This is a genomic window from Acidocella sp. MX-AZ02 (assembly GCF_000306035.1).
Taxonomy (GTDB): domain Bacteria; phylum Pseudomonadota; class Alphaproteobacteria; order Acetobacterales; family Acetobacteraceae; genus Acidocella; species Acidocella facilis.
Genome location: NZ_JH976209.1, coordinates 264,092 through 284,577, shown reverse-complemented (window position 1 = coordinate 284,577; position 20,486 = coordinate 264,092). Strand labels below are relative to the sequence as shown.

The 20,486-nt window shown below is 65.8% G+C and carries 22 protein-coding genes; 14 read left to right on the top strand and 8 right to left on the bottom strand.

Translation table 11 applies throughout. From position 1 onward, the window contains the following. Positions 1-94: 94 nt before the first annotated feature. Positions 95-667, bottom strand: a complete 573-nt coding sequence (gene rdgB / locus MXAZACID_RS13565; RefSeq protein WP_008495007.1) for an RdgB/HAM1 family non-canonical purine NTP pyrophosphatase — start codon at positions 665-667, stop codon at positions 95-97. Beyond that, positions 664-1,317, bottom strand: a complete 654-nt coding sequence (locus MXAZACID_RS13560; protein WP_008495006.1) for a YqgE/AlgH family protein — start codon at positions 1,315-1,317, stop codon at positions 664-666. The genes rdgB and MXAZACID_RS13560 overlap by 4 nt, the downstream gene beginning before the upstream one ends. A 47-nt stretch (positions 1,318-1,364) precedes the next feature. On the opposite strand from MXAZACID_RS13560, the gene MXAZACID_RS13555 reads away from it, so the two are divergent. From MXAZACID_RS13555 to MXAZACID_RS13540, 4 genes are read left to right on the top strand one after another with little or no spacing between them, the layout of a single operon-like run. After that, the gene (locus MXAZACID_RS13555; RefSeq protein ID WP_008495004.1) at positions 1,365-1,844 is read left to right on the top strand and encodes a peroxiredoxin; all 480 of its coding nucleotides are present in this window, start codon (positions 1,365-1,367) and stop codon (positions 1,842-1,844) included. 4 nt (positions 1,845-1,848) lie between these two features. Beyond that, positions 1,849-2,931 carry a glycosyltransferase family 2 protein gene (locus MXAZACID_RS13550; RefSeq protein ID WP_039885386.1) on the top strand — a complete coding sequence of 361 codons (1,083 nt, stop codon included), beginning with the start codon at positions 1,849-1,851 and terminating at the stop codon, positions 2,929-2,931. A 1-nt stretch (position 2,932) separates the two neighbouring features. Continuing rightward, positions 2,933-4,309, top strand: coding sequence for a glycosyltransferase family 39 protein (locus MXAZACID_RS13545; RefSeq protein ID WP_008495002.1), 1,377 nt, complete (start codon positions 2,933-2,935; stop codon positions 4,307-4,309). Beyond that, positions 4,306-5,253, top strand: coding sequence for a threonine/serine dehydratase (locus tag MXAZACID_RS13540; protein WP_008495001.1), 948 nt, complete (start codon positions 4,306-4,308; stop codon positions 5,251-5,253). Before MXAZACID_RS13545 ends, MXAZACID_RS13540 begins: the two co-directional genes overlap by 4 nt. 17 nt (positions 5,254-5,270) lie before the next feature. Here MXAZACID_RS13540 and MXAZACID_RS13535 read toward each other — a convergent pair whose 3' ends face one another. Continuing rightward, complete coding sequence (locus tag MXAZACID_RS13535) at positions 5,271-6,476, bottom strand: acyltransferase (RefSeq protein WP_039885385.1); 1,206 nt, start codon at positions 6,474-6,476, stop codon at positions 5,271-5,273. 303 nt (positions 6,477-6,779) lie between these two features. Here MXAZACID_RS13535 and MXAZACID_RS13530 point away from each other — a divergent pair, with 303 nt between their 5' ends. The 3 genes from MXAZACID_RS13530 to MXAZACID_RS13520 are packed head-to-tail and all read left to right on the top strand — an operon-like array spanning position 6,780 to position 9,411. Then, positions 6,780-7,355, top strand: a complete 576-nt coding sequence (locus MXAZACID_RS13530) for a MarR family winged helix-turn-helix transcriptional regulator (protein WP_008494999.1) — start codon at positions 6,780-6,782, stop codon at positions 7,353-7,355. Between the two features lie 6 nt (positions 7,356-7,361). After that, positions 7,362-8,078 (top strand): response regulator transcription factor, encoded by a 717-nt coding sequence (locus tag MXAZACID_RS13525; RefSeq protein ID WP_008494997.1) that lies wholly within the window; start codon positions 7,362-7,364, stop codon positions 8,076-8,078. 7 nt (positions 8,079-8,085) lie between these two features. Further along, entirely contained in the window at positions 8,086-9,411 is a 1,326-nt protein-coding gene (locus MXAZACID_RS13520; RefSeq protein WP_008494996.1) for an ATP-binding protein, read from the top strand. Positions 9,412-9,508: 97 nt separating this feature from the next. On the opposite strand, the gene MXAZACID_RS18830 is transcribed toward MXAZACID_RS13520, so the two are convergent. From MXAZACID_RS18830 to trpS, 3 genes are all read right to left on the bottom strand, one after another. Continuing rightward, positions 9,509-10,600, bottom strand: a complete 1,092-nt coding sequence (locus tag MXAZACID_RS18830; RefSeq protein WP_144052801.1) for a hypothetical protein — start codon at positions 10,598-10,600, stop codon at positions 9,509-9,511. A gap of 175 nt (positions 10,601-10,775) precedes the next feature. After that, positions 10,776-11,312: an NADH-quinone oxidoreductase subunit B family protein gene (locus MXAZACID_RS13510; RefSeq protein WP_008494993.1), complete on the bottom strand. Its 537-nt coding sequence runs from the start codon at positions 11,310-11,312 to the stop codon at positions 10,776-10,778. 18 nt (positions 11,313-11,330) lie between these two features. After that, positions 11,331-12,338, bottom strand: a complete 1,008-nt coding sequence (trpS, locus tag MXAZACID_RS13505; protein ID WP_008494991.1) for a tryptophan--tRNA ligase — start codon at positions 12,336-12,338, stop codon at positions 11,331-11,333. A gap of 147 nt (positions 12,339-12,485) precedes the next feature. Between trpS and MXAZACID_RS13500 the strand changes: the two genes are divergently transcribed. From MXAZACID_RS13500 to MXAZACID_RS13490, 3 genes are all read left to right on the top strand, one after another. Continuing rightward, positions 12,486-13,037, top strand: a complete 552-nt coding sequence (locus MXAZACID_RS13500) for a heme NO-binding domain-containing protein (RefSeq protein ID WP_008494990.1) — start codon at positions 12,486-12,488, stop codon at positions 13,035-13,037. Between the two features lies 1 nt (position 13,038). Then, positions 13,039-14,880, top strand: coding sequence for a bifunctional diguanylate cyclase/phosphodiesterase (locus tag MXAZACID_RS13495; RefSeq protein WP_008494989.1), 1,842 nt, complete (start codon positions 13,039-13,041; stop codon positions 14,878-14,880). Between the two features lie 160 nt (positions 14,881-15,040). Then, complete coding sequence (locus tag MXAZACID_RS13490) at positions 15,041-15,700, top strand: SGNH/GDSL hydrolase family protein (RefSeq protein ID WP_008494988.1); 660 nt, start codon at positions 15,041-15,043, stop codon at positions 15,698-15,700. A gap of 42 nt (positions 15,701-15,742) precedes the next feature. Here MXAZACID_RS13490 and murJ read toward each other — a convergent pair whose 3' ends face one another. Both murJ and MXAZACID_RS13480 read right to left on the bottom strand, forming a co-directional pair. Continuing rightward, a complete protein-coding gene (murJ, locus tag MXAZACID_RS13485) occupies positions 15,743-17,275 on the bottom strand; it encodes a murein biosynthesis integral membrane protein MurJ (protein WP_008494987.1) in 1,533 nt (510 codons plus the stop codon). A gap of 13 nt (positions 17,276-17,288) precedes the next feature. Further along, complete coding sequence (locus MXAZACID_RS13480; protein WP_051060369.1) at positions 17,289-17,774, bottom strand: CHAP domain-containing protein; 486 nt, start codon at positions 17,772-17,774, stop codon at positions 17,289-17,291. Between the two features lie 84 nt (positions 17,775-17,858). Between MXAZACID_RS13480 and MXAZACID_RS13475 the strand changes: the two genes are divergently transcribed. From MXAZACID_RS13475 to MXAZACID_RS19410, 4 genes are all read left to right on the top strand, one after another. After that, entirely contained in the window at positions 17,859-18,320 is a 462-nt protein-coding gene (locus tag MXAZACID_RS13475) for a methylated-DNA--[protein]-cysteine S-methyltransferase (RefSeq protein ID WP_008494985.1), read from the top strand. Continuing rightward, positions 18,317-19,288, top strand: a complete 972-nt coding sequence (locus MXAZACID_RS13470; protein WP_008494983.1) for a quinone oxidoreductase — start codon at positions 18,317-18,319, stop codon at positions 19,286-19,288. The genes MXAZACID_RS13475 and MXAZACID_RS13470 overlap by 4 nt, the downstream gene beginning before the upstream one ends. A gap of 20 nt (positions 19,289-19,308) precedes the next feature. Continuing rightward, entirely contained in the window at positions 19,309-19,914 is a 606-nt protein-coding gene (locus tag MXAZACID_RS17945; RefSeq protein ID WP_008494982.1) for a phosphatase PAP2 family protein, read from the top strand. Continuing rightward, on the top strand, positions 19,907-20,486 hold a 580-nt coding region (locus MXAZACID_RS19410), incomplete at its 3' end, for an MFS transporter (RefSeq protein WP_008494980.1). The genes MXAZACID_RS17945 and MXAZACID_RS19410, both read left to right, overlap by 8 nt.

Sequence of the window (20,486 nt, the reverse complement as noted above, 5' to 3'; positions counted from 1 at the left end):
CCCCCCCATACCCCCCCTTAAAACTTTTGCCACTTTGGGGCGGGGGCGCGGCGAGACAAAGCCAAATAAAAAGGCCCCGGAATGGGGCCTGTTTTTATTTGGCGGCGAGCACGGCTTCGATTTGTTCGAAGGCTCTCGCGCGGTGGCTGATGCTTTCCTTTTCATCGCCCAGCTCGGCATAGGTCTGCTCATAGCCGTTGGGAATGAAAATCGCGTCATAGCCGAAGCCCCCCTCGCCGCGCGCTTCCGGGGCGATGCGGCCCGGCGCTTCGCCGATATAGGTGGCGGTGCTGCCATCGGGCTGCGCCAGGCACAGCGCGCAGGTGAACCAGGCGTCCCAGACATCCTTGGATTTCGCGGCGGCGATGATCTTGGCGAAGGCGCCGGGATAATCATCCCCCGCATAGCGGGCGGAGAACACGCCGGGCTGGCCGTTCAGCGCCAGCACCGACAGCCCGGAATCATCCGCCAGCGCCGGCAGGCCGGAGGCCTTGGCGGCGGTGAGCGCCTTGATCCGCGCATTGCCAGCGAAATCCCGCGCCGTTTCCGACGGGCTGGGCAGCCCCAACTCCCCCGACGAGGTCACGGTGAAGCCGAACGGCGCCAGCAGCGTGATGAATTCCTTCAGCTTGCCGGGATTATGGGTGGCGATGACGATCTGTTTCATGCCTGGCCCGCATCGCCCGAAAGCATCCCGGGGTCAATCTTTAGCTTCGCCAGGCCGCGCTGCCATTTGCGCTGGTAATTCGCATCGAACAAAATCGCATCGTCCGCCGGCACGTTCAGCCAGCTATTCTGGCGGATCTCATCCTCCAGCTGCCCCGCCCCCCAGCCGGAATAGCCCAGCAGCAGCCTGGCTTTTTCCGGACCTTCGCCACGGGCGATCGCCTGCAGCACATCCATGCTGGCACTGAGCACATGGTCGCCATCCACATTCAGGCTGCCCTCGCCGATCCAGTCGGCCGAATGCAGCACGAAGCCGCGATGATCCTCAACCGGCCCGCCCTGCCCCATCGGCAATTCGCGCTGAGGTGGATTCGGCTCGACATTCAATTGCTGCATCAAATCACCGAATTTCGGCTTGCGCAGCTGGCGGTTGAGCATCAGCCCCATCGCGCCCTCCTCATTATGCGCGCAGATGAAGATCACGCCTTGCGCGAAGCGTGGATCGCGCAGGGAAGGCATCGCCAGCAGCACCTGCCCGGTCAGCCAGGAGGGCGGCGGTGAGGGGGAAATCTCTCGCTCCGTCATCATCTGATTATAGGCGGCCCGCCTCGCCTCGGCCAGCCCGGGCGGGATCGGCTTCACGCCAGCCATCAGTTGGCTTACAACGGGTTTATTCATTCACCGTAAACAGGCAGACAATGATCAATATCGGGGACAAGATTCCGGCCATGAAGCTCATGCTGGCCACGCCGGACGGGCCGCGCGAAGCGGATACGGCGGAGCTGCTGGGCACCGGCAAGGTCGTGCTGTTCGCCGTTCCCGGCGCCTTCACCCCCACCTGCAGCGCCAAGCACGTGCCCGGCTTCGTCAAGCTGGCGCCGGAGCTGAAGGAGAAGGGCGTGGACCGGATCGTCTGCATGGCGGTGAACGACGCCTTCGTGCTCGGCGCCTGGGCCAAGGACCAGAAGGCTGGCGAGGCCGTGCAGTTCCTGGCCGACGGCTCCGCCGCCTTCACCAAGGCGCTTGGACTGGAGCTGGATCTGGTCGCGCGCGGCATGGGCATCCGCAGCCAGCGTTTCGCGCTGGTGCTGGAGGATGGCGTCGTCACCAAGGTCGCGGTCGAGGAGCCGGGTGGCTTCGAGGTCAGCCGCGCCGAGGCCATTCTCGAATCCCTCTGATCCCGTGCCGCTCGCCCTCACGGTCGTCGTACCGTGCTATAATGAGCGTGCGAACGTAGCACCCATGGTGGCCGCCCTGGACCAGGCCCTGCACGGGCTGGACTGGGAGGTGGTGTTCGTCGACGATGACAGCCCCGATGGCACCAGCGCTGAGGCCAAACGCCTGGCGCAGGGTGATGGGCGGGTGCGCTGCATCCGGCGCATCGGCCGGCGCGGCCTGTCCTCGGCGGTGATCGAGGGCGCGCTCTCTTCCGCCGCCGACTACGTTGCCGTCATCGATGGCGATATGCAGCATGACGAAACCCGGCTGCCTTTGATGCTGGACGCGGTGCGCGCCGGGGCGGATATGGCGGTGGGCAGCCGGCATGTGGAAGGCGGCGATTCCGCCGGGCTCTCCTCGCCGCTGCGGGTGAAGCTCTCGGAAACCGGCATCCGCATCGCCCAGGCGGTCACCCGCACCTCGATCTCGGACCCGATGAGCGGCTTCTTCCTGCTGCGCCGGGAGCTGTTCGAGGCTCTGGCGGCGCGCCTGACCGGGCAGGGCTTCAAGATTTTGCTGGATCTGATCCTGGCCTCGCCGCGCGTGCTGAACATCGCCGAAATCCCGTATAAATTCCGCCCGCGCCTGGCCGGCGAGAGCAAGCTGGACGTGCTGGTGCTGGCGCAATTCGCCGGGCTGCTGCTGGATAAGGCGCTGCGCGGCACGGTGCCGCTGCGCTTCATCTCCTTCGCGCTGGTCGGCATTGTCGGCGTGCTGGTCAATCTGGTGGTGGCGCAGATCGCCGCCGCCGCCGGGGCGGATTTTGGCACAGCGCAGACCATCGGCACCATCATCGCCATGGTGGTGAATTTCCAGCTCAACAACCAGCTCACCTACCGCGCACAGCGGCTGAAGCGGGCCAAGGCCTGGCGTGGGCTGGCCTTGTTCATGCTCGTCTGCGGGCTGGGGGCGATCGCGAATATCGGCATCGCCAAGGCGCTCTATGCCGAAAACGGGCATAGCCTGTTCTCCGGCGCGGCGGGGGCGGCGGTTGGCGTGGTGTGGAATTACGCGGTCTCCGCCACTTTGGTCTGGCGCGTGCGCTAGCATGGGGTTTGCCCTCGCGGCGCTGGCGGCGCTCACCGTCCTGCGCCTCGTCCTGGCCGCCTGGCTGCCACTGACCCCCGACGAAGCCTATTATTTCAGCTGGGCGCGACCGTTGCAGGCCGGCTATCTGGACCATCCGCCGATGGTCGCACTTTGGATCCGCCTCGGCACCGCTTTGCTGGGCAATGATCCGCTCGGCATCCGGCTGCTCGGGCCGCTCTCGGCGGCTTTGGGGTCGCTGGCGCTGTATGATGCCGGCAACCGCATCCTGCCCGGCCAGCGCTGCGGGCTGCTGGCCGCGTCCTTCCTGAACGCGACGCTGATGCTCGGCGCCGGCAGCATTCTGATGACGCCGGACACGCCGCTGATCTTCTTCTGGACGCTCAGCCTCTGGGCGCTGGCACGGCTGGTGCAGAGCCGGGATGCGCGCTGGTGGCTGGCAGCGGGCGCCCTGGCCGGGGCGGCGCTGTTTTCCAAATATACCGCTGCCCTGCTGCTGGCCGGCACCGGGCTGTGGGCGCTCACCGCCCCGCCCATCCGCGCCACGCTACGCACGGCCTGGCCGTGGCTGGGCATCGCTTTGGCGCTGCTGGTCTTCGCGCCGGATTTCGCCTGGAACGCCGCCCATGGCTGGGCCAGCTATCTGAAGCAAGGTGGGCGGGTGGATGGGTTCGACCCCGCCCGCGCGGCGCAGTTTTTCGGCGAGCTGATCGGCGGGCAGGCGCTGTTTTTCACGCCTTTGATCGCCATTCTGGCGGTGCGCGGGCTCTGGCATCTGCGCGCCGACAAATCCCCTGGCGCCCGGCTGCTGCTCTGGCTCAGCCTGCTGCCGGCTTCGGTGTTTCTGGAGCATGTGCTCACCGACCGGGTGCAGGGCAACTGGGTCGCCATTCTCTACCCCTCCGCCTGCCTCGCCGCCGCCGCCGCGCCGCCGCGCTGGCATCGCGCCGCGCTGGCGCTAGGCTTCGGGCTGACCGGGCTGGTCTATGTGCAGGTGCTGCACCCGTTCCTGCCCGTGCCCGCCGCGCGCGACACCGCCGCCGTGCAGATGGCCGGCTGGCCCGAACTGGCGGCGCAGGCCAGCGCCAGCCACCCCGCCTTCATCACCTCGGACGATTACGCCACCGCCTCCGAGCTGGCATTTTACGCCCCGAAAGACATGCCGGTTCTGGGGATCGGCCCGCGCTGGGCATATCTGGACTGGCGCAACGCAAAATTGCAGGGTGCCAGCGGGGTGTTGATCACGCGGCGCGACACCACACCCTGCCCGGACCCGCTCGGCACGATCAGCCGCAAGCAGGGCCAGGCGGTGGTGATGACCTATCGCGTCTGCCGGATCGCCGCCCCCGCCACGGCCAAGGAGTTTCCGCGCCCATGATGCTGCCAACCCCCCAGGATGTTCACGCCGCCGCCGCGCGGCTGCAAGGCCACATCATCCGCACCCCGATGCTGCGCAGCGCCAGTCTCGATAAAACCCTGGGCGCCACGGTGCTGATCAAGCCGGAGGTGCTGCAGCGCACCGGCACCTTCAAGCTGCGCGGCGCCACCAACGCCCTGCTGCGCCTGCCGGCCGAGATCCGGGCGCGCGGCGTCGTCGCCTATTCCTCCGGCAATCATGCCCAGGGTGTCGCCTGCGCCGCCGCCGCGCTGGGCGTGCCCGCGACCATCGTGATGCCGTCCGACGCGCCGGCGATCAAACGCGAATCGACCGAATTCTGGGGGGCGCGGGTGGTCAGCTATGACCGCTTTACCGAGGACCGCGCCGCCATCGCTGCCAGCATCGCCGCCGAGACCGGCGCCAGCCTGATTCCGCCTTATGACCATCCGGACGTGATCGCCGGCCAGGGCACGGCGGCGCTGGAGCTGCTGGAAGATGCCAGGGCAGCCGGGCTGACGATGGCACATTACATCACCCCGGCCGGCGGCGGCGGGCTCGCGGCGGGCGCGGCGCTGGCGTTCTCCGACCTCTCGCCCGCCACGCATCTGCACACCGCCGAACCGGAAGGCTGGGACGACACCGCCCGCTCGCTGGCGGCGGGCGAGCGCCTGGCCAATGACATGAAGGGCTCGCCGCTCTGCGACGCGCTGCTCTCCCCGGCGCCGGGCGAGCTGACCTTCGCCATCAACCGGCGCTTCTACGCCTCCGGCGTGGCGGTGAGCGATGACGAGGTCCGCGCCGCGCAGACGCTGGCGGCGCGGACACTGAAGCTGGTGGTGGAGCCGGGCGGCGCGGTGGCGCTGGCGGCGCTGCTGGCGGGAAAGATCGAGGTGAAGGGCAAGGTGGTCGGACTCGTGCTCTCCGGCGGCAACGCGGATCTGTGAACCGCTAAAAAGCCACCTTACAGCCCCGCCGTCTCAAGCCTCGCCGCCGGCTGTCGCGCGCCGCGGCGGGTGAGCGGCTTGGTCAGGCGGGAGAGCAGTCGCGTCCAGATCTGGTCCACCCAGGCCAGCGGCACCGCGCAGATCAAAGTGAGCACGATCGAGCAGAACGCCGCCACCAGCGCCGCCCCGGCCACCCCCAGCTGGCCCACCCCGGCCATGAAGGCGATGGCGCCGGCGGAGAGTAGAATCGGTCCGTGCAGCAGATAGATCGGGAAGGAGAGCAGCCCCAGCCACACCGCCCAGCCGCCGGAGAAAACCCGGCGCATGGTCGGGTTGCCGAGCAGCACGATGATGATCAGCGCCGCACCGGCATCCCAGACATAATGGCTGCAGGCGTTGGGCAGGATCGCCTTCAGCGGCGCGTGCATCAGCAGCGTCTGCTCATAGGTGAAGCTGAACAGATAGAGCCCGAGCAGCCCCAGCCCGCAGGCGGATTTATTGCCCAGTTCCGGCAGCCGGTTTTCCGCGAACAGCATCGCCAGCAGCGTGCCGCAGAGGAAATCGGTGAAAAAGGTGAACGGGTAGGAGGTGCCGGCGAGCCAGGACGCGAGCGCCATCAGCCCCAGCCGCAACCCCCAGCTGCGCAGCGCGAACAGCACCGGCGCGAACAGGAAGATGGCGAAGGAGCCGAACAGCTCGATGCGCATGGTCCAGAGCGGCGAATCGAACTTCACCTCGCCCAGCATGAACACATTCACCAGCCCTTCGCGCAGCGCCTCGTACCAGGTGAGATGCGCCGGGCGGATCGGCGAATTGCCGTGCGTGGCCAGCCATTGCGCGCCGATGACATGCGCCGCCTGCTTATATTCCAGCCCCGACCAGCTGATCAGCAGAAAGGCGAGCAGGCAGGCGATGACGGTGAGGCAGGCCAAACGCGGCCAGCGCTTGAGCATCGCCACCGCGACGCGCACCGGCCGGCGGTCCCGCGCGAAGGGCAGGCTGAGGATGAAGCCGGAAAGCACGAAAAACACCGCCACCGCGGCACCGCCATTGAGCATGCCAAGGATGAACTGGGTCAGCAGATCCAGCACCCCATGGCCATGCGGCACCGCCCCCACCCCGTGTGGCGTGTAGGCCAGCACCAGATGGTACAGCACGACGATGGCGGCGGCGATGCCGCGCAAGCCTTCGAGAGGGATCAGTTTTCGCCCAGTATCCGGCATGTGGTTTAAGTGGCGTAGTTGACTGAAAAGTCAGCTTTCCAGCCGATGGCGTTTTTTTTAGCCCTTGCGCCGCCGGATTGGCTGGGGGCGTCGCACCTGAAACGTCCCTCGTCTGTTCTCTTCCGGAACAGCATTGCGGGCCCTGGCCCGACCAAGATGATAAGATGCGTGGCAACGCACGCCGCCCCCGACGCGCCATGGCCAAAACCATCCGATTGGGGTACGATCTGATGACAATCAAGCTTTGCGTAATAGACAGCCGCATTACCACGAACGGCCCAACAAACGGTTCAAGATACTGCCATGCCCGAAACCACGCCTCCCTCATTCCCGCCCGGCAAACGTGAAACCCAGGCCGGCGCCTCGCACCCGGCACCCGGCAACAGCCTGCTGTTTCTGCGTGAGGACGAGCTGCGCACGGCGCAGGACATGGTGTTTTTCGCCCTGCGCGACCTCAACGGCCCGCCGGATGCCATCCTCGCCAGCATGGATTTCGGCCGCGCCCATCATCGCTGCCTGCATTGGATCGGCCGCAAGCCGGGGCTGAAGGTGGGCGAGCTGCTCTCCATCCTCGGCATCACCAAGCAGAGCCTGACCCGGGTGCTCGGGCCACTGATCCGGGATGGCTATGTCGACCAGGTGCCCGGGCCTAAGGACCGGCGCCAGCGCCTGCTCAGCCTCACCGAAAAGGGCGCGGCGCTGGAGCGCAAGCTTTTCGAATCCCAGCGCGAGCGTCTGCTCAGCGCCTATCGCGAGGCCGGCGGCCCGGCGGTGGAAGGCTTCAAGCGGGTGATGCGCGGGCTGATCAACGAGCAGGGCCGCGCCCATCTGGACGCGCTGGAGGCGCCGCGCCCCGCCAAGGCGCCGCGCAGCCCGTAAGCCCGCATGAGCCACAGCGCCAGCCCCCCGCCCGAGGACGCGCCACACATCCTGCTGGTGGATGACGATGTGCGGCTGGCGCAGCTGGCCGGGCGCTATCTGTCCGAGAACGGGTTTCGCGTCACCCGGGCGGCCTCTGCGGCCGAGGCGCGCGAGCGGCTGCGGGCGATGGAATTCGACCTGATGGTGCTGGATGTGATGATGCCCGGCGAAACCGGTCTGGACCTCACCAACAGCCTGCGCGCCGAGCGCGCGCCCGCAATGCCGATCCTGCTGCTCACCGCCCGGGATACGCCCGAGGATGTCGTCGCCGGATTCGAGGCCGGGGCGGATGATTATCTCGGCAAGCCGTTCGACCCGCGAGTGCTTGTGGCCAGGCTGCGCGCCATGCTGCGCCGCGCCCAGCCGCCGGCCATCACCACCGGCCCGCTGCCTTTGGGCGAGGCCAGCTTCGATGCCGCGCGCGGCGAGCTGATCAGCCCGCAGGCACGGGTGCGCCTCACCGGGGCGGAGCTGGCGCTGCTGACCACGCTGGCGGCGCGCCCGCACGAGACATTCTCGCGCGAGGCGCTGGCCGCGGCGATGGGGCTGGATGATGTGAATGAACGCGCCATCGACGTGCAGGTGACCAGGCTGCGCCGCAAGATCGAGCCGGACCCGCGCGAGCCGCGCTTTCTGCAGACGGTGCGCGGCAAGGGCTATGTGCTGAAGCCGGGGCCGTGAGCCAGCCATGAAGCTGCGGCTCGGCCCGCTGCAGCCGGACCGGCTGTTCCGCAAAATTTTGCCGCGCGGGCTGTTCGGGCGCTCGCTGCTGATCGTGCTGATCCCGATGGTGGTGCTGCAGGCGGTGGCGCTGCAGATTTTCTACGGCTCGCATCTGGACGAGCTCTCCCGGCGCCTGGCCGATGCGGTGGGCGGCGAGATCGGCTTCATGATCGACCAGATCGAGCGCGACCCCGCGCACCGCACGCTGGTGCTGCAGGAGGGAGAAAAGCATTTCAATTTCGAATCAAGTTTTCTGAACGGCGAGACGCTGGAGCATCTGCCCCCGCCTGACGCCCCCGGCCCGGTGGATAACGACCTCGCCAATGCGCTGGCGCAGGATGTGCACCGGCCCTTCAATGTCTCCTGGCATAAAACCCCTGGCATATTGCGGGTGAATATCCAGATGGCGGACGGGGTGATCCGCATCGACGTGCCGCGCAAACGGCTTTTCATCGGCACCTTCTACATCTTTCTGGTCTGGCTGATCGGCTCCGCGCTGCTGCTGGTGGTTTTGGCGGCGTTGTTTTTGCGCACCCAGGTGCGTGGCATCCGCAGGCTGGCTGAGGCGGCGGAGAATTTCGGCATGGGCCGCGATAACGGGCCGATCCGCCCGGAAGGGGCGAGCGAGGTGCGCCGCGCTGGCGCCGCCTTCAACCGCATGCAGGAGCGGCTGCTGCGCTTTCTTACCCAGCGCACCACCATGCTGGCCGGGGTGAGCCATGATCTGCGCACGCCGCTGACGCGCCTGCGCCTGGCGCTGGCGATGCAGCCGGGGGTGACGCCAGAGGATATGCGGGACATGGAAGGCGATATCGAGGAGATGGAGAAGCTGATCGGCATCTATCTCAGCTTCGCCCGCGGCGAAGGCGCGGAACAGGCGCTGCCGACCGATCTTCCAATTTTGCTAGCAGATCTCTGCACCGATGCGAGGCGCGCCGGCGCGGCGGTGAGCCTCTCCGTGCCGGAGGATTTGATCGTGACGCTGCGCCCGGAGGCGATGCGCCGCGCGCTGATGAATTTGATCGATAACGGCCAGCGCCATGCCAGCCAGATCTGGGTCAGCGCGGCGCGCAGCGGCACCAGCGTGCAAATCCTCATCGACGATAACGGCCCTGGCATTCCCGCGCAAAAACGCGAGACGCTGCTGCGGGCCTTTGAGAGCGACCAGCCGGGCGGGACCGGGCTGGGTCTGGCGATCGCCCATGACATTGTGATTGCCCATGGCGGGCGGATTACGCTCCTCGACCGGCCGGGGGGCGGGTTAAGGGTGGCGGTGGAGTTACCGGGGTAGGGAGGCGGGCTACGACCCGGTTGGGACGTTCAGACCGCGAAGCACCAATCTCAAAAGCGGACGCTGAGTTCTATTATCCCGGTTTACATTTTCCCAACTAAGTTTTGTTCACGCTGTTGCGTTCGTTGGCCTTATCGGAGGCGTTCAACAGTTCTGTGAAATTCTCGAGATATGGATTGGATTCTTTGGGATCGTACCGTTCACGACCGATATAGTTGGAATATTCATAGGCCTGAATCAATCTAACACCGCGCCCTTTCATTACTTCGCTTTTAAGGCAGAAACGGTCCCTCCAAAAATTCCCCAAAAAATCTCTGTAGGTGACGTAACCATAAACCCGAAAAGTGTCCAATCCAGAATGAACCGCGTTAATTTCATCATTGCTCAAATCTTTTGTCTGACCAAAGATGACTTCAATCTCTTCGCCACTTTCAACAACAGCCCCAATATCAGCGGAACAAATCATATTAAGTTCCAATCGTGGATGGTCGGGGAGAAGTGTGCTGACAAAAAAATTAGCACCTTGTTCTATCAAATAGGCCTTTGACCCGCCGTCATTGCGCAAGCAAATATTGAAAAGGCTTTTGTTGGGGTGTAGCCAAGATAGGGGCTCGAAGTTTGTAGCGGAGATTTCAAACCGAGGGATTTCGGACCCGAAAGCGATATCAGAAGACAGTTTTGCTGCGTCGGCGGAGGCCTGCGCTGCATGAGCAGCGGTTTGGGTTGCGTTTGCTGAAATCTCCATCTGTGCAAGGGATTTCTTAAAGTCGTCAGCTTGAATTCCAGCGAGCTTGGAGAGTTTTCTGGTCTCCCACCACAAGAAAATTGTGGATAAGCTAAGAACTAACGTGAAAATAGCGACCCATGCGTCTGGCTCAAGCCCAAATATGCGCCTTTTTGCGGCCTCTTGTTCGGCAACAGCTTCAACCTCTTGTGGGGACGGTTGTATCTGTATGGCGGGCATCGATTGGCTCGCTGACGCAGAATTCGTCAGACCGTTGGCTTGGTCGAGACCCTTAGTGATTGCGGATATGTGAGGTTCGGCTATTGGCTGGCTGCCTTGCTGGAGAGCAGTGGGAGAGGCGGCGGCTTGAGCCGACATCATTAGAGAGAACACAAAACCTAGACCCTGCCCTCCAAGATAAAGGTATTCGCGACAGCGGCCTTCATGATGGAGAATAGGAACCACGCTAATAATGCTCCCAATATACCTTTGTACCGTTGCCGATCTGTCTGCGTCGGGCAACCCCATCTCTCAGTTGGGCTCCGAGGAAAGTCAAAGAAACAATTGAGCGGTGAGGGACCGCTAATACTGCCTGGCCGCTCCAAAGTGGCTAGTCAGTTTGCCCCCCCAACCAGCCTACCTACCCCACCACCTCCCGAACCCCCTCCCCATGCGCCTCCAGCAGCGCCAATAGCCCCTGAATAATCTGCGTCGGCGTCGGTGCGCATCCCGCGATGACGAGGTCCACTGGCAGGAACGCTTCCGCCCCCCCGGCCACGGCGGGGGAGCCCTTGAATACGCCGCCATCCACGGCGCAATCGCCAAGGGCCACCACGAAGGCCGGGTCCGGCATCGCGGCGCGTGCCTGCAGCACCGCCTCGCGCATATTCACCCCGGCGACACCGGTGATGAGCAGAATATCCGCATGGCGCGGGCTGGGGGTGAAGCTCAGCCCGTATTGGGTGAGGTCGTGGATCAGGTTCTGGGTGGCGCGCAGCTCCAGCTCGCAGCCATTGCAGCTGCCGGCGGGCACGTGGCGAATGGCCAAGGCGCGGCCCAGCTTTTTCTGCCCCGCCGCTTCCAGCCGCGCGCGCAGGGTTTTGGCCAGCGCCGCATCCGCGGCTTGGGCGGGGGCGGCGCGGGAGATCACATGCCGGGCGAGGGTTTTCCAGACCATGGCGGCATCATAGCCAAATCACCCCGCGCTGGGCAAAAATCCGACAATGCGCTCCGCCTCGGTGGTGATCGGCCCGGCGATGGCGGCGGCTTTCGCGGCCCCTTTCTGCAAAATCCGGTCCAGCTCCGCCTTGTCGGCCAGATACTCTTTGGCGCGCGCGCCGATGGGGGCGACATGCGCCACCAGCGCCTCGGCCAAAGCGTTTTTGAACGGGCCGAAACCGCCGCCGGCGAAGCGCGCCAGAATCGCCTCCTGGCTTTCGCCGGAGACCGCCGCGAAGATCCCCAACAGATTGCGCGCCTCCGGCCGTTCCGCCAACGCCGCCAGATTATCCGGCAGCGCCTCGGTATCGGTCTTCGCCTTGCGGATCTTCTGGCTGATCGTATCCGCATCGTCGGTCATGTTGATGCGCGACTGATCGGACGGGTCGGATTTCGACATCTTCTTGGTGCCGTCACGCAGGGACATCACCCGCGCGGTCTCCTTCACAATCAACGGCTCGATGCGCGGGAAGAACTCCACCCCGAAATCATGGTTGAATTTTTCCCCGATATCGTTGGCCAGCTCGATATGCTGAAGCTGGTCGTCCCCCACCGGCACCTTGGTGGCGTGGTAGGCATGGATGTCCGCCGCCATCAGGTTCGGATACATGAACAGCCCGGTGGAGACCTCCTCCTGATTCTTGCCGGCCTTGTCCTTGAACTGGGTCATCCGCTTGAGCCAGCCCATGCGGGCGACGCAATTGAAAATCCAGCCCAGACGCGCATGGGCGGAGACGGCGGATTGGTGGAACAGAATGGAGCGCTCAGGGTCGATCCCGCAGGCCAGCACCAGCGCCGCCATGCCATAGGTCTGTTCGCGCAGGGACGCCGGCTCCTGGAAGGTGGTGATGGCATGCAGATCCACCAGGCAATAGATGCACTCATCCGCACCGTCCTGCAGCGCCACCCAGTTGCGCAGCGCGCCGAGATAATTGCCGAGCGTCGCGATGCCGGTAGGCTGGATGCCGGAAAATATGCGGGCCATGAGCGTCTCTACTCCTTGATCGCCCTCGGGTTAACCGGCAAACGGAAAACAGACAATAGGGATTGATTCCCAAGTGCGCCGTTGCCACCTCACCTCCCTATTCTCTGAATTAATTCCCCTGTAAGTTTTTCGCGAGATCGTTATTTCATGCTGGGTATCATTCCTCACACGGTGGACGGCTATATCCGCGCCAACCATTCACCGCAGGCCCGCGCGGCATTGCTGGAAAAAATCGGGCTGCCGGCGACGCAGAGTTTCCGGCTGGATACCGAATATGACGATGAAACCTGCTGCCGGCTGATCGAAGCGCTGGCCGAGGAAGCCGGCATGGATCGTGAGGCGGTGTTCGACGCGCTGGCGGTGTTTTTTCTGGACTGGGCGGAGACCACCTTCTCCGGCTTTTTCGCCGCCGCGCCGGATACGCGGGGCTTCCTGCTCATCCAGCCGGAAATCCATGCCAGCCTCGCCTGTGGCCTGCGTGCCGGGGCGCAACAGAAGATCAACGATAAATTCCGCGTGGTGCCGCTGCCTGACGGGGTCAGGGTGCATTATCGCTCTGATAACCGGCTGGGCGTGTTCTATTGCGCCCTGGCCCGCCGGCTGGCGCAGCGGCGCGGCGAGGTGGCCAGCTTCAATATCGTCGAGGGCGATCTCAGCGCCAGCGAAACCGTGATCGACGTTCGCCTGCAGCCCGCCTGACATGGCGGACCATGATTTTCCCGCCGAGATGGCGGATCAGGGGATCGACCGCAGCGCCATCGAGGCGCTGTGCCAGTCCATGTGCGGCGTCATTGGCGGGAATTTCAGCATCCGGCTGAGCACGGCAAGCGAAGATCTGACCGTGCAGAAAACCGCGCTGCTGACCAATTTCATGCTGGAATCCGCCCAGCGTGCCGTGGCCCGCACCCGCTCTTACGCCGATGCGCTCAGCAATGTGCAACGCATCATGAAGCTCTCCGCGTGGCGGATCAGCCATCCGGACGGGCTGGTGCAGCAGATCGAGGCGGATGCGGCCATCGCCCGCGCCCCGGCGCAGCGCGGGCTGGGCTGGTTTCTCGAACAGATCGCCCCGGATTATCGCAACAGCGTCGAGGCGCTGTTCGTGCAGGCGGGCGGCGCGGTGGAGTGGCCCAATCCGGACCAAAGCGCCTGGTTCCGCACCGAGGTTCTGCCCGAGCACGAGGCCGGCACGGTGGTCGGGTTCCTGGTCATCACCCAGGATATTTCCGAAACCCGCCGCGCCGCCGAGCGCATCCATTATCTCGCCAACCATGACCCGCTGACCGGGCTGGCCAATCGCCGCCGCCTGCAGGAGCAACTGACCGCTTCCCTGGCGCTGAGCCGGCGCTACGGCTCCCAATTCGCCGTGCATGTGCTCGATCTCGACCGCTTCAAGACCGTCAACGATCTTTACGGCCATGCCGCCGGCGACCGGCTGCTGATCGACCTCGCCGCCTGCCTGACCGGCGAGGTGCGCGATTGCGACATGGTCGCCCGCATGGGCGGGGATGAATTCGTGATCCTGCAAACCGACATCGCCAGCGCCACCGATGCCAGCAGCCTCGCCGAGCGGCTGACCGGCAAGGTGCGCAACCTGCTGGAACATACCGATTACGACACGCTGATGCCCACCGTCTCGATCGGCATCGCCCTCGCCCCGGCCGATGGCGACACCGCCGAGGCGCTGATCTCCCATGCCGACATGGCGCTCTACCAGGTGAAATCCGCCAGCCGCAACGGCTTTGCCTTTTTCAACACCGCCATCAATGACAGCCAGCTGGCCCGCGACCGGATGGTGGCGGATCTGCGCCGGGCGCGCGAGCGCGGAGAGTTCGAGGTGGTGTACCAGCCGCTGCACGATGTCGCCCGCAATCAGGTGACCGGCTTCGAGGCACTGCTGCGCTGGCACCGGGCCGGGGGGGATGTCCCGCCCGACATCTTCATCCCGCTTGCCGAGGAGTCCGGCCATATATTGGAGATTGGCGCCTATGTGCTGAGGGAAGCCTGCCGCGCCGCGGTGGGCTGGGCGGTGCCGCTGCATGTCGCGGTGAACATCTCGGCGGTGCAGGTGCAAAAAGGCCGGCTGCCGGAGCTGGTGGCGCAAATTCTGGCGGAGACCGGGCTGGCCGCGCACCGGCTGGAGCTGGAGGTGACGGAGAGCATGCTGCTGGCGGATGTCGACGCCGCCATCGAGGTTCTGAACCAGCTCCAGGCGCTTGGCGTGCGTGTGTCCCTGGATGATTTCGGCACCGGCTATTCCTCACTGGCAACTTTGCGCAGCTTCCCGTTCGACAAGCTCAAGCTCGACCGCCGCTTCGTTCAGGATCTCGGGGCGGATGAGCGTACCGAGGCGGTAATCGCCGCGGTGCTGGATCTGGGCCGGGCGCTGGGGCTGAATGTCGTCGCCGAAGGGGTGGAGACCGAGACCCAGGCCAAATCCTTGCGCGACGCGGGCTGCCAGGTGCTGCAGGGCTATCTGATCGGCAGGCCGCAGCCGATCGCGCATTACAACAACCTCACCAGCGGCATCCAACTGGATTAGAGCCATATGCGTTGAGGTTGACGCGGCAGCGTCACCCTGAACGCATGAAATTGCTCGCCAAAACATGAGCGGAGCGCGTGGGTGTCAACCCATCTCGCTCCGAGGCCGGGTTGCCCCGGCGGGACGCCACGGCTAGCCTCCCCCGCTCAGGAGGCAGCGCATGAGCGAGCAGGCGAAACGGATTTTATGCTTCGGCGATTCCCTCACCTGGGGCTGGGTGCCACGGGCGGAAGCGCCGCCCTCGCCGCGCTACAATTTTGCCCAGCGCTGGCCCGGGGTGATGGCGGCGGCGCTGGGGGCGGGATATGAGATCATCGAGGAAGGGCTGAACGGCCGCACCACCAGCATCGCCGACCCGCTGGACCCGAAGCTGGACGGCTCGGCCTATCTGCCCGCCGCGCTGGCCAGCCACATGCCGCTGGATCTGGTGATCATCATGCTCGGCACCAATGATTGCAAACGGCTTTATGGCCGCAGCGCTTTCGAGATCGCGGTCGGCATGCAGAAGCTGGTGCTGCAGGTGCGTGCCAGCGGGGTCGGCTCGGCCTATCCGGCACCGCGAACGCTGGTGGTGGCACCGCCGCCCCTCGCCGCCTCCGCCGTGCCCTGGTTCGCGCAGATGATGGAGGGCGGCCAGGCGAAATCCATGGCGCTGGCGGCGTTGTACAAGGACATGGCGGATTTCATGAAGGTTGCGTGCTTCGATGCCGGCAGCGTCACCGCAACCGGCGGGGTGGATGGCATCCATCTCACCGCCGAGAATAATGCAGCCATCGGCCAGGCCCTGGCCGGCGAGGTGCGGCGGCTGAAGCTGATTTAGCCTGTGACGCCATTCCATCGCCGCGACGCGGCGATGGAATGTTCAGCCGCGCTTGCGCCGGCGCAGCAGCCCCAGGAAGCCCGCCAGGTCGAACGCCTTCAGCGCCAGGCCCGGGCCGAAATAGAACAGCGCCCCCACCACCACCAGCAGCAGGAAATAAGGCAGGCTGGCGACGCTTTGCGGCAGCAGGCGCTGCACCCCCCACAGGGCGGCGGCCATGACCACGCCCGCGAGCAGAATGCGCGGAATCCGCCGGCGGGAGAGCGCATCGAAGCGGAAATGCCCGCGCCGGCGCAGTAGCCAGAACAGCAGCAGCGCGTTGCAGGCGGAGGAAAGCGAGGTGGCCAAAGCCGGCCCCACCGCCTTCAGCGGGTGCATGAACAAGAGATTGAGCCCGAGATTCAGCAGCACCGCGAAGATGCCGATTTTCAGCGGTGTCACCGTATCGCCGCGCGCATAAAAGCCGGGGGTGAAAATCTTGATCAGCGCGAACACCGGCAGGCCGAGCGCGAAGGCGGCCAGCGAGCGCCCGGCCAACACCGCGTCATGCGCCGAAAAGGCGCCCCGCACGAAGGCCACATCCATCACCGCTTTCGCCGCCACCGACAGCCCGATCGCCGCCGGCAAAGTCAGCATCAGCACGGATTCGAAGGCGCGGTTGAGGGCGGTATTCGCCTCCGCTTCCTCGCCCAGCGCGATATTGCGCGTCACCGCCGGCAGCAAAGCGGTGCCGGCGGCGGTGGCGATGACGCCCAGCGGCAGCTGGTTCACCCGGTCCGCGTAATAGAGGATGGAGACCGAGCCCGCCGGCAGCAGCGTGCCGATGATGATGTCGATGGAGACATTCAGCTGCGTCACCCCCGCCCCGACCAAGGCCGGGGCCATGCGCCGGAACATCTGGCGGATATGCGGGGAGAAGCGCAGTTTCGGCCGGGTGAAGCGCATCCCCGCCCGGCGGATGGCCCAGAGCACCAGCGCCAGCTGCGCCACGCCCGAAACCGTCACCCCCCAGGCCAACGCGTAACCGGGATTGCGCGTGTAAGGGGCGAGCCAGAGCATCGCCGCGATCATGAACAGGTTGAACAGCACCGGGGCGGCGGCGGCGGCGGCGAAGCGGCTCATCGCGTTCAGCACGCCGGAGAAAAGTGCGGTGAGGCAGATGAAGAACAGATACGGGAACATCACCCGCGACATCCCCACCGCCAGATCGAACCGCCCGCCATGCCCGGCGAAGCCAGGTGCGAGCACATAGAGCAGCCAGGGCATGAAAATTTCACCGATGATGGTGATGCCGCCCAGCCAGAACGCCATCACCGCCGTCGCCTCCTCGGCGAAATCGGTGGCGGCACGCAGCCCCTGTTTGTGCAGGATGGTGGAGATGGCGGGCACGAAGGCGGCATTGAAGGCACCCTCGCCGAACAGCCGGCGGAACAGGTTCGGCAATCGCAGCGCTACGAAAAACGCATCCGCCACCGGGCCGGTGCCAAGCACGGCGGCGATGAGGATGTCACGGACGAAACCGAGCACGCGGCTCGCCATCGTCCAGGCTCCGACGGTGAAAGCGCCGCGTATCATGGGCGCCTCTTAGCTAGTTCGGCAGGATGAAGCCATAGGCGGGGTAGCGGGTGATGCCCAGCGTATGCGCCGGCTCGTACCAGACCCGCACCTGGGTCCAGTTATTCTCCGGCGAGACATCCACCACCGGCTGGTCATGCTCGATGCGCCCCGGCAGCCAGTTGGACTGGGTCACAAGAATTTCACGGCGCGATTCCAGCCCGGTGACCACCGCCAGATGGCCGACATCCATGGCGCCATGGGGTTTGAGCACCAGCACCGCGCCCAGGCGCGGTTCATGCGCGCGCGGATAGCGGCCTTGCGCCTCGCCCCACCATTCATAGGCATCGCCGCTAAGCTGAATGCCCGAGACATCGCGGGCATAAGGCACGCAGGAGAGATGCGTGGCGGTGCCGAAATGCGAAGGCGATTCCAGCCTTGGCCCACCCGCGCAGGCGGCCAGCGCCAAAGCGAGGCCAAGTGCGGCGAGGGGCGAAACTGAACGCAGGATGGAGCACATCTTCACGCCCGGTAATCTGCCGGAACCCGCCTCCGCGCCGCAACCCCGCTTGAAACCCGGATGCGCTGCGTCTAGCCTCCGCCCATGGCTTCGCTTTCCCTGCACACCCCGGTGGGTGACCTGACCTTGTTCGAGGAGGATGGCGCCATCGTCGCCCTTGAATGGGGCTGGGGCAGCCTGCAGGAGCCCTCGCCCCTGCTGACCCGCGCCAAGACGGCTTTGGATGCGTATTTCGACGGCGAGGCGCCGCTGCCGGCGGATCTGCCGCTCAAGCCGATGGGCAGCGCTTATCGCCAGCGCGTCTGGGCGGCGCTGCGCGCCATTCCGCACGGGCAGACCCGCTCTTACACCGAAATCGCCCAGGCGGCGGGGGGCTCGGCGCGGTCCGTCGGCGGGGCCAATGCCGCCAACCCGATCCCCATTCTCATTCCCTGCCACCGCGTGCTCGCAAGCGCCGGCCTTGGCGGCTATTCCGGCGGCGAGGGGCTGGAGACCAAGCGCCTGCTGCTGGCACTCGAAACCCGCACCAAGGCGCTATCCGCATGAGCAAGGCCATCCGCATCCATGCCCATGGCGGGCCCGAGGTTCTGAAATGGGAGCAGGTGCCCACCCCGCAGCCCGGCCCGAACGAGGTGCTGGTGAAGCATGAGGCGGTGGGGCTGAATTTCATCGACGTGTATTTCCGCACCGGCCTCTACAAGGCGGCGCTGCCGACCACGCTGGGCATGGAAGGCGCCGGCGTGGTGCTGGCGGTGGGCGAGAAGGTGAAGGGCTTCGCACCTGGCGAGCGCGTGGCCTATGCCGGCGGCCCGCTGGGAGCCTATGCCACCGAACGCGTGATCAATGCCGAGAAGTTGGTGAAGCTGCCGGAGAGCATCGATTCCAAAACCGCCGCGGCGATGATGCTGCAGGGTCTCACCGCCTATTTCCTCCTGCATCGCACCTTCAAGGTGCAGCCCGGCCAGACCATCCTGGTCCACGCCGCCGCCGGTGGGGTAGGGCTGATTCTGTGCCAATGGGCGAAGGCGCTGGGGGCGGAGGTGATCGGCGTGGTCTCCTCCGAAGCCAAGGCCGAGATCGCCCGCGCCCATGGCGCCACGCACAGCATCATCGGCTATGCCAACCTGCCCGCCGAGGTGAAGGCGATCACCGGCGGGGCGATGGTGCCGGTGGTGTATGACAGTGTCGGCAAGGACAGCTTCAATGCCAGCCTGGATTGCCTGGCCCCGCTGGGGCTGATGGCCTGTTTCGGCAACGCCTCCGGCCCGGTGCCGCCGGTGGAGCTTTCCACCCTGGCGGCCAAGGGCAGCCTGTTCCTCACCCGGCCGAGCTTCGCCAGCTATATGTCGGCGCAGGCGGATATTCTCACCGGTGCCGCGGCTCTGTTCGATGTCGTCGGTTCCGGCGCGGTGAAGATCAGCGTCAACCAGAGCTTTCCGCTGGAGCAGGCCGCCGCCGCCCATACCGCGCTGGAAGCCCGCCAGACCACCGGCAGCACCGTGCTGATCCCCTGAGAAAAGGGCCATCCCCGTCTGTGCTGTGGAGCGCCGCGGCGGGGGGCGTCGCGGCTTTGTCGGTCATTTGCATATTCACGCTGGACCAGAGCGTGGCCCTGTTCTGGGCGCAGCATAAAGCGCCAAAGCCGCTGTTCCAGGCAATGGCCGCCCCCTCCCTGCTGAGCCTGCCGATGGCCGGGCTGGTGCTGCTGGCGGCGTTAAGCCAGCGGCTGCGCGGCCAGGCCGGCCCCTCGCGGCTTTGGCTGGCGATGGCGCTGGCCACCCTGGCCGCCACCGCCGCCAAGGATGAGCTGAAATGGATGTTCGGCCGCGCCTGGCCCGGCACTTTCCTGAAATTCGGCGATGCCGGCTTTCATCCCTTCGCGCAGAGCGTCTGGTATGGCGCCTTCCCCTCCGGCCACACCTCTTATGCCGCCGCCCCTCTGGCGGTGCTGTGGGTGCTGCGGCCACGGTGGCGGCCGCTCTATGCCGCACTCCTGCTGGCGGTGATGGCCGGGCTGGTCTGCGCGGATTATCATTTCGTCTCGGACGTGCTGGCCGGGCTGCTCACCGGGACCTTCTGCGCCTGGGGCGCTTTGGTACTGACGGCGCCGCGCCAGGGCCCGGTGCCGCGCCGTGGATAAGCGCGCCGGCTTCTGGCCGATCTTCATCACCCAGGCGCTGGGCGCGCTGAACGATAATCTGTTCAAGACCGCTCTGGTCGTGCTCGCCCTCTACAAGCTGCCGGCGGGGATGGCGGGCGCGCTCTCCGCCCTCTCCGGCGGGGTGTTTCTGCTGCCTTATATCCTCGTCTCCGCCCCGGCCGGGCAGCTGGCCGATGCGCATGACAAGGCGCGGCTGATGCTGCTGACCAAATATTGGGAGCTGGGGCTGATGCTCCTGGCGCTGGCCGGGTTTCTCAGCGGCAGCTTCATCCTGCTGCTGGCCGTGCTGCTCGGGCTGGGGCTGCAGGCTTCGTTCTTCTCGCCGCTGAAATACGGGATTTTGCCCGAGCGCTTCACCGGCGATGCGCTGGTGCGGGCGAATGGCGGCATCGAGGCCGGGACCTTTGCCGGCATCGTCCTCGGCACGCTGGGCGGCGGGGCGTTGATTACCGCGCCACATGGCGTCTGGCTCGCCCCTGGCGTGGCGATCGCGCTGGCGCTCGCCGGCATTGCCAGCGCCCGCGCCATTCCGCGCGGGGCGGCCAGCGCGC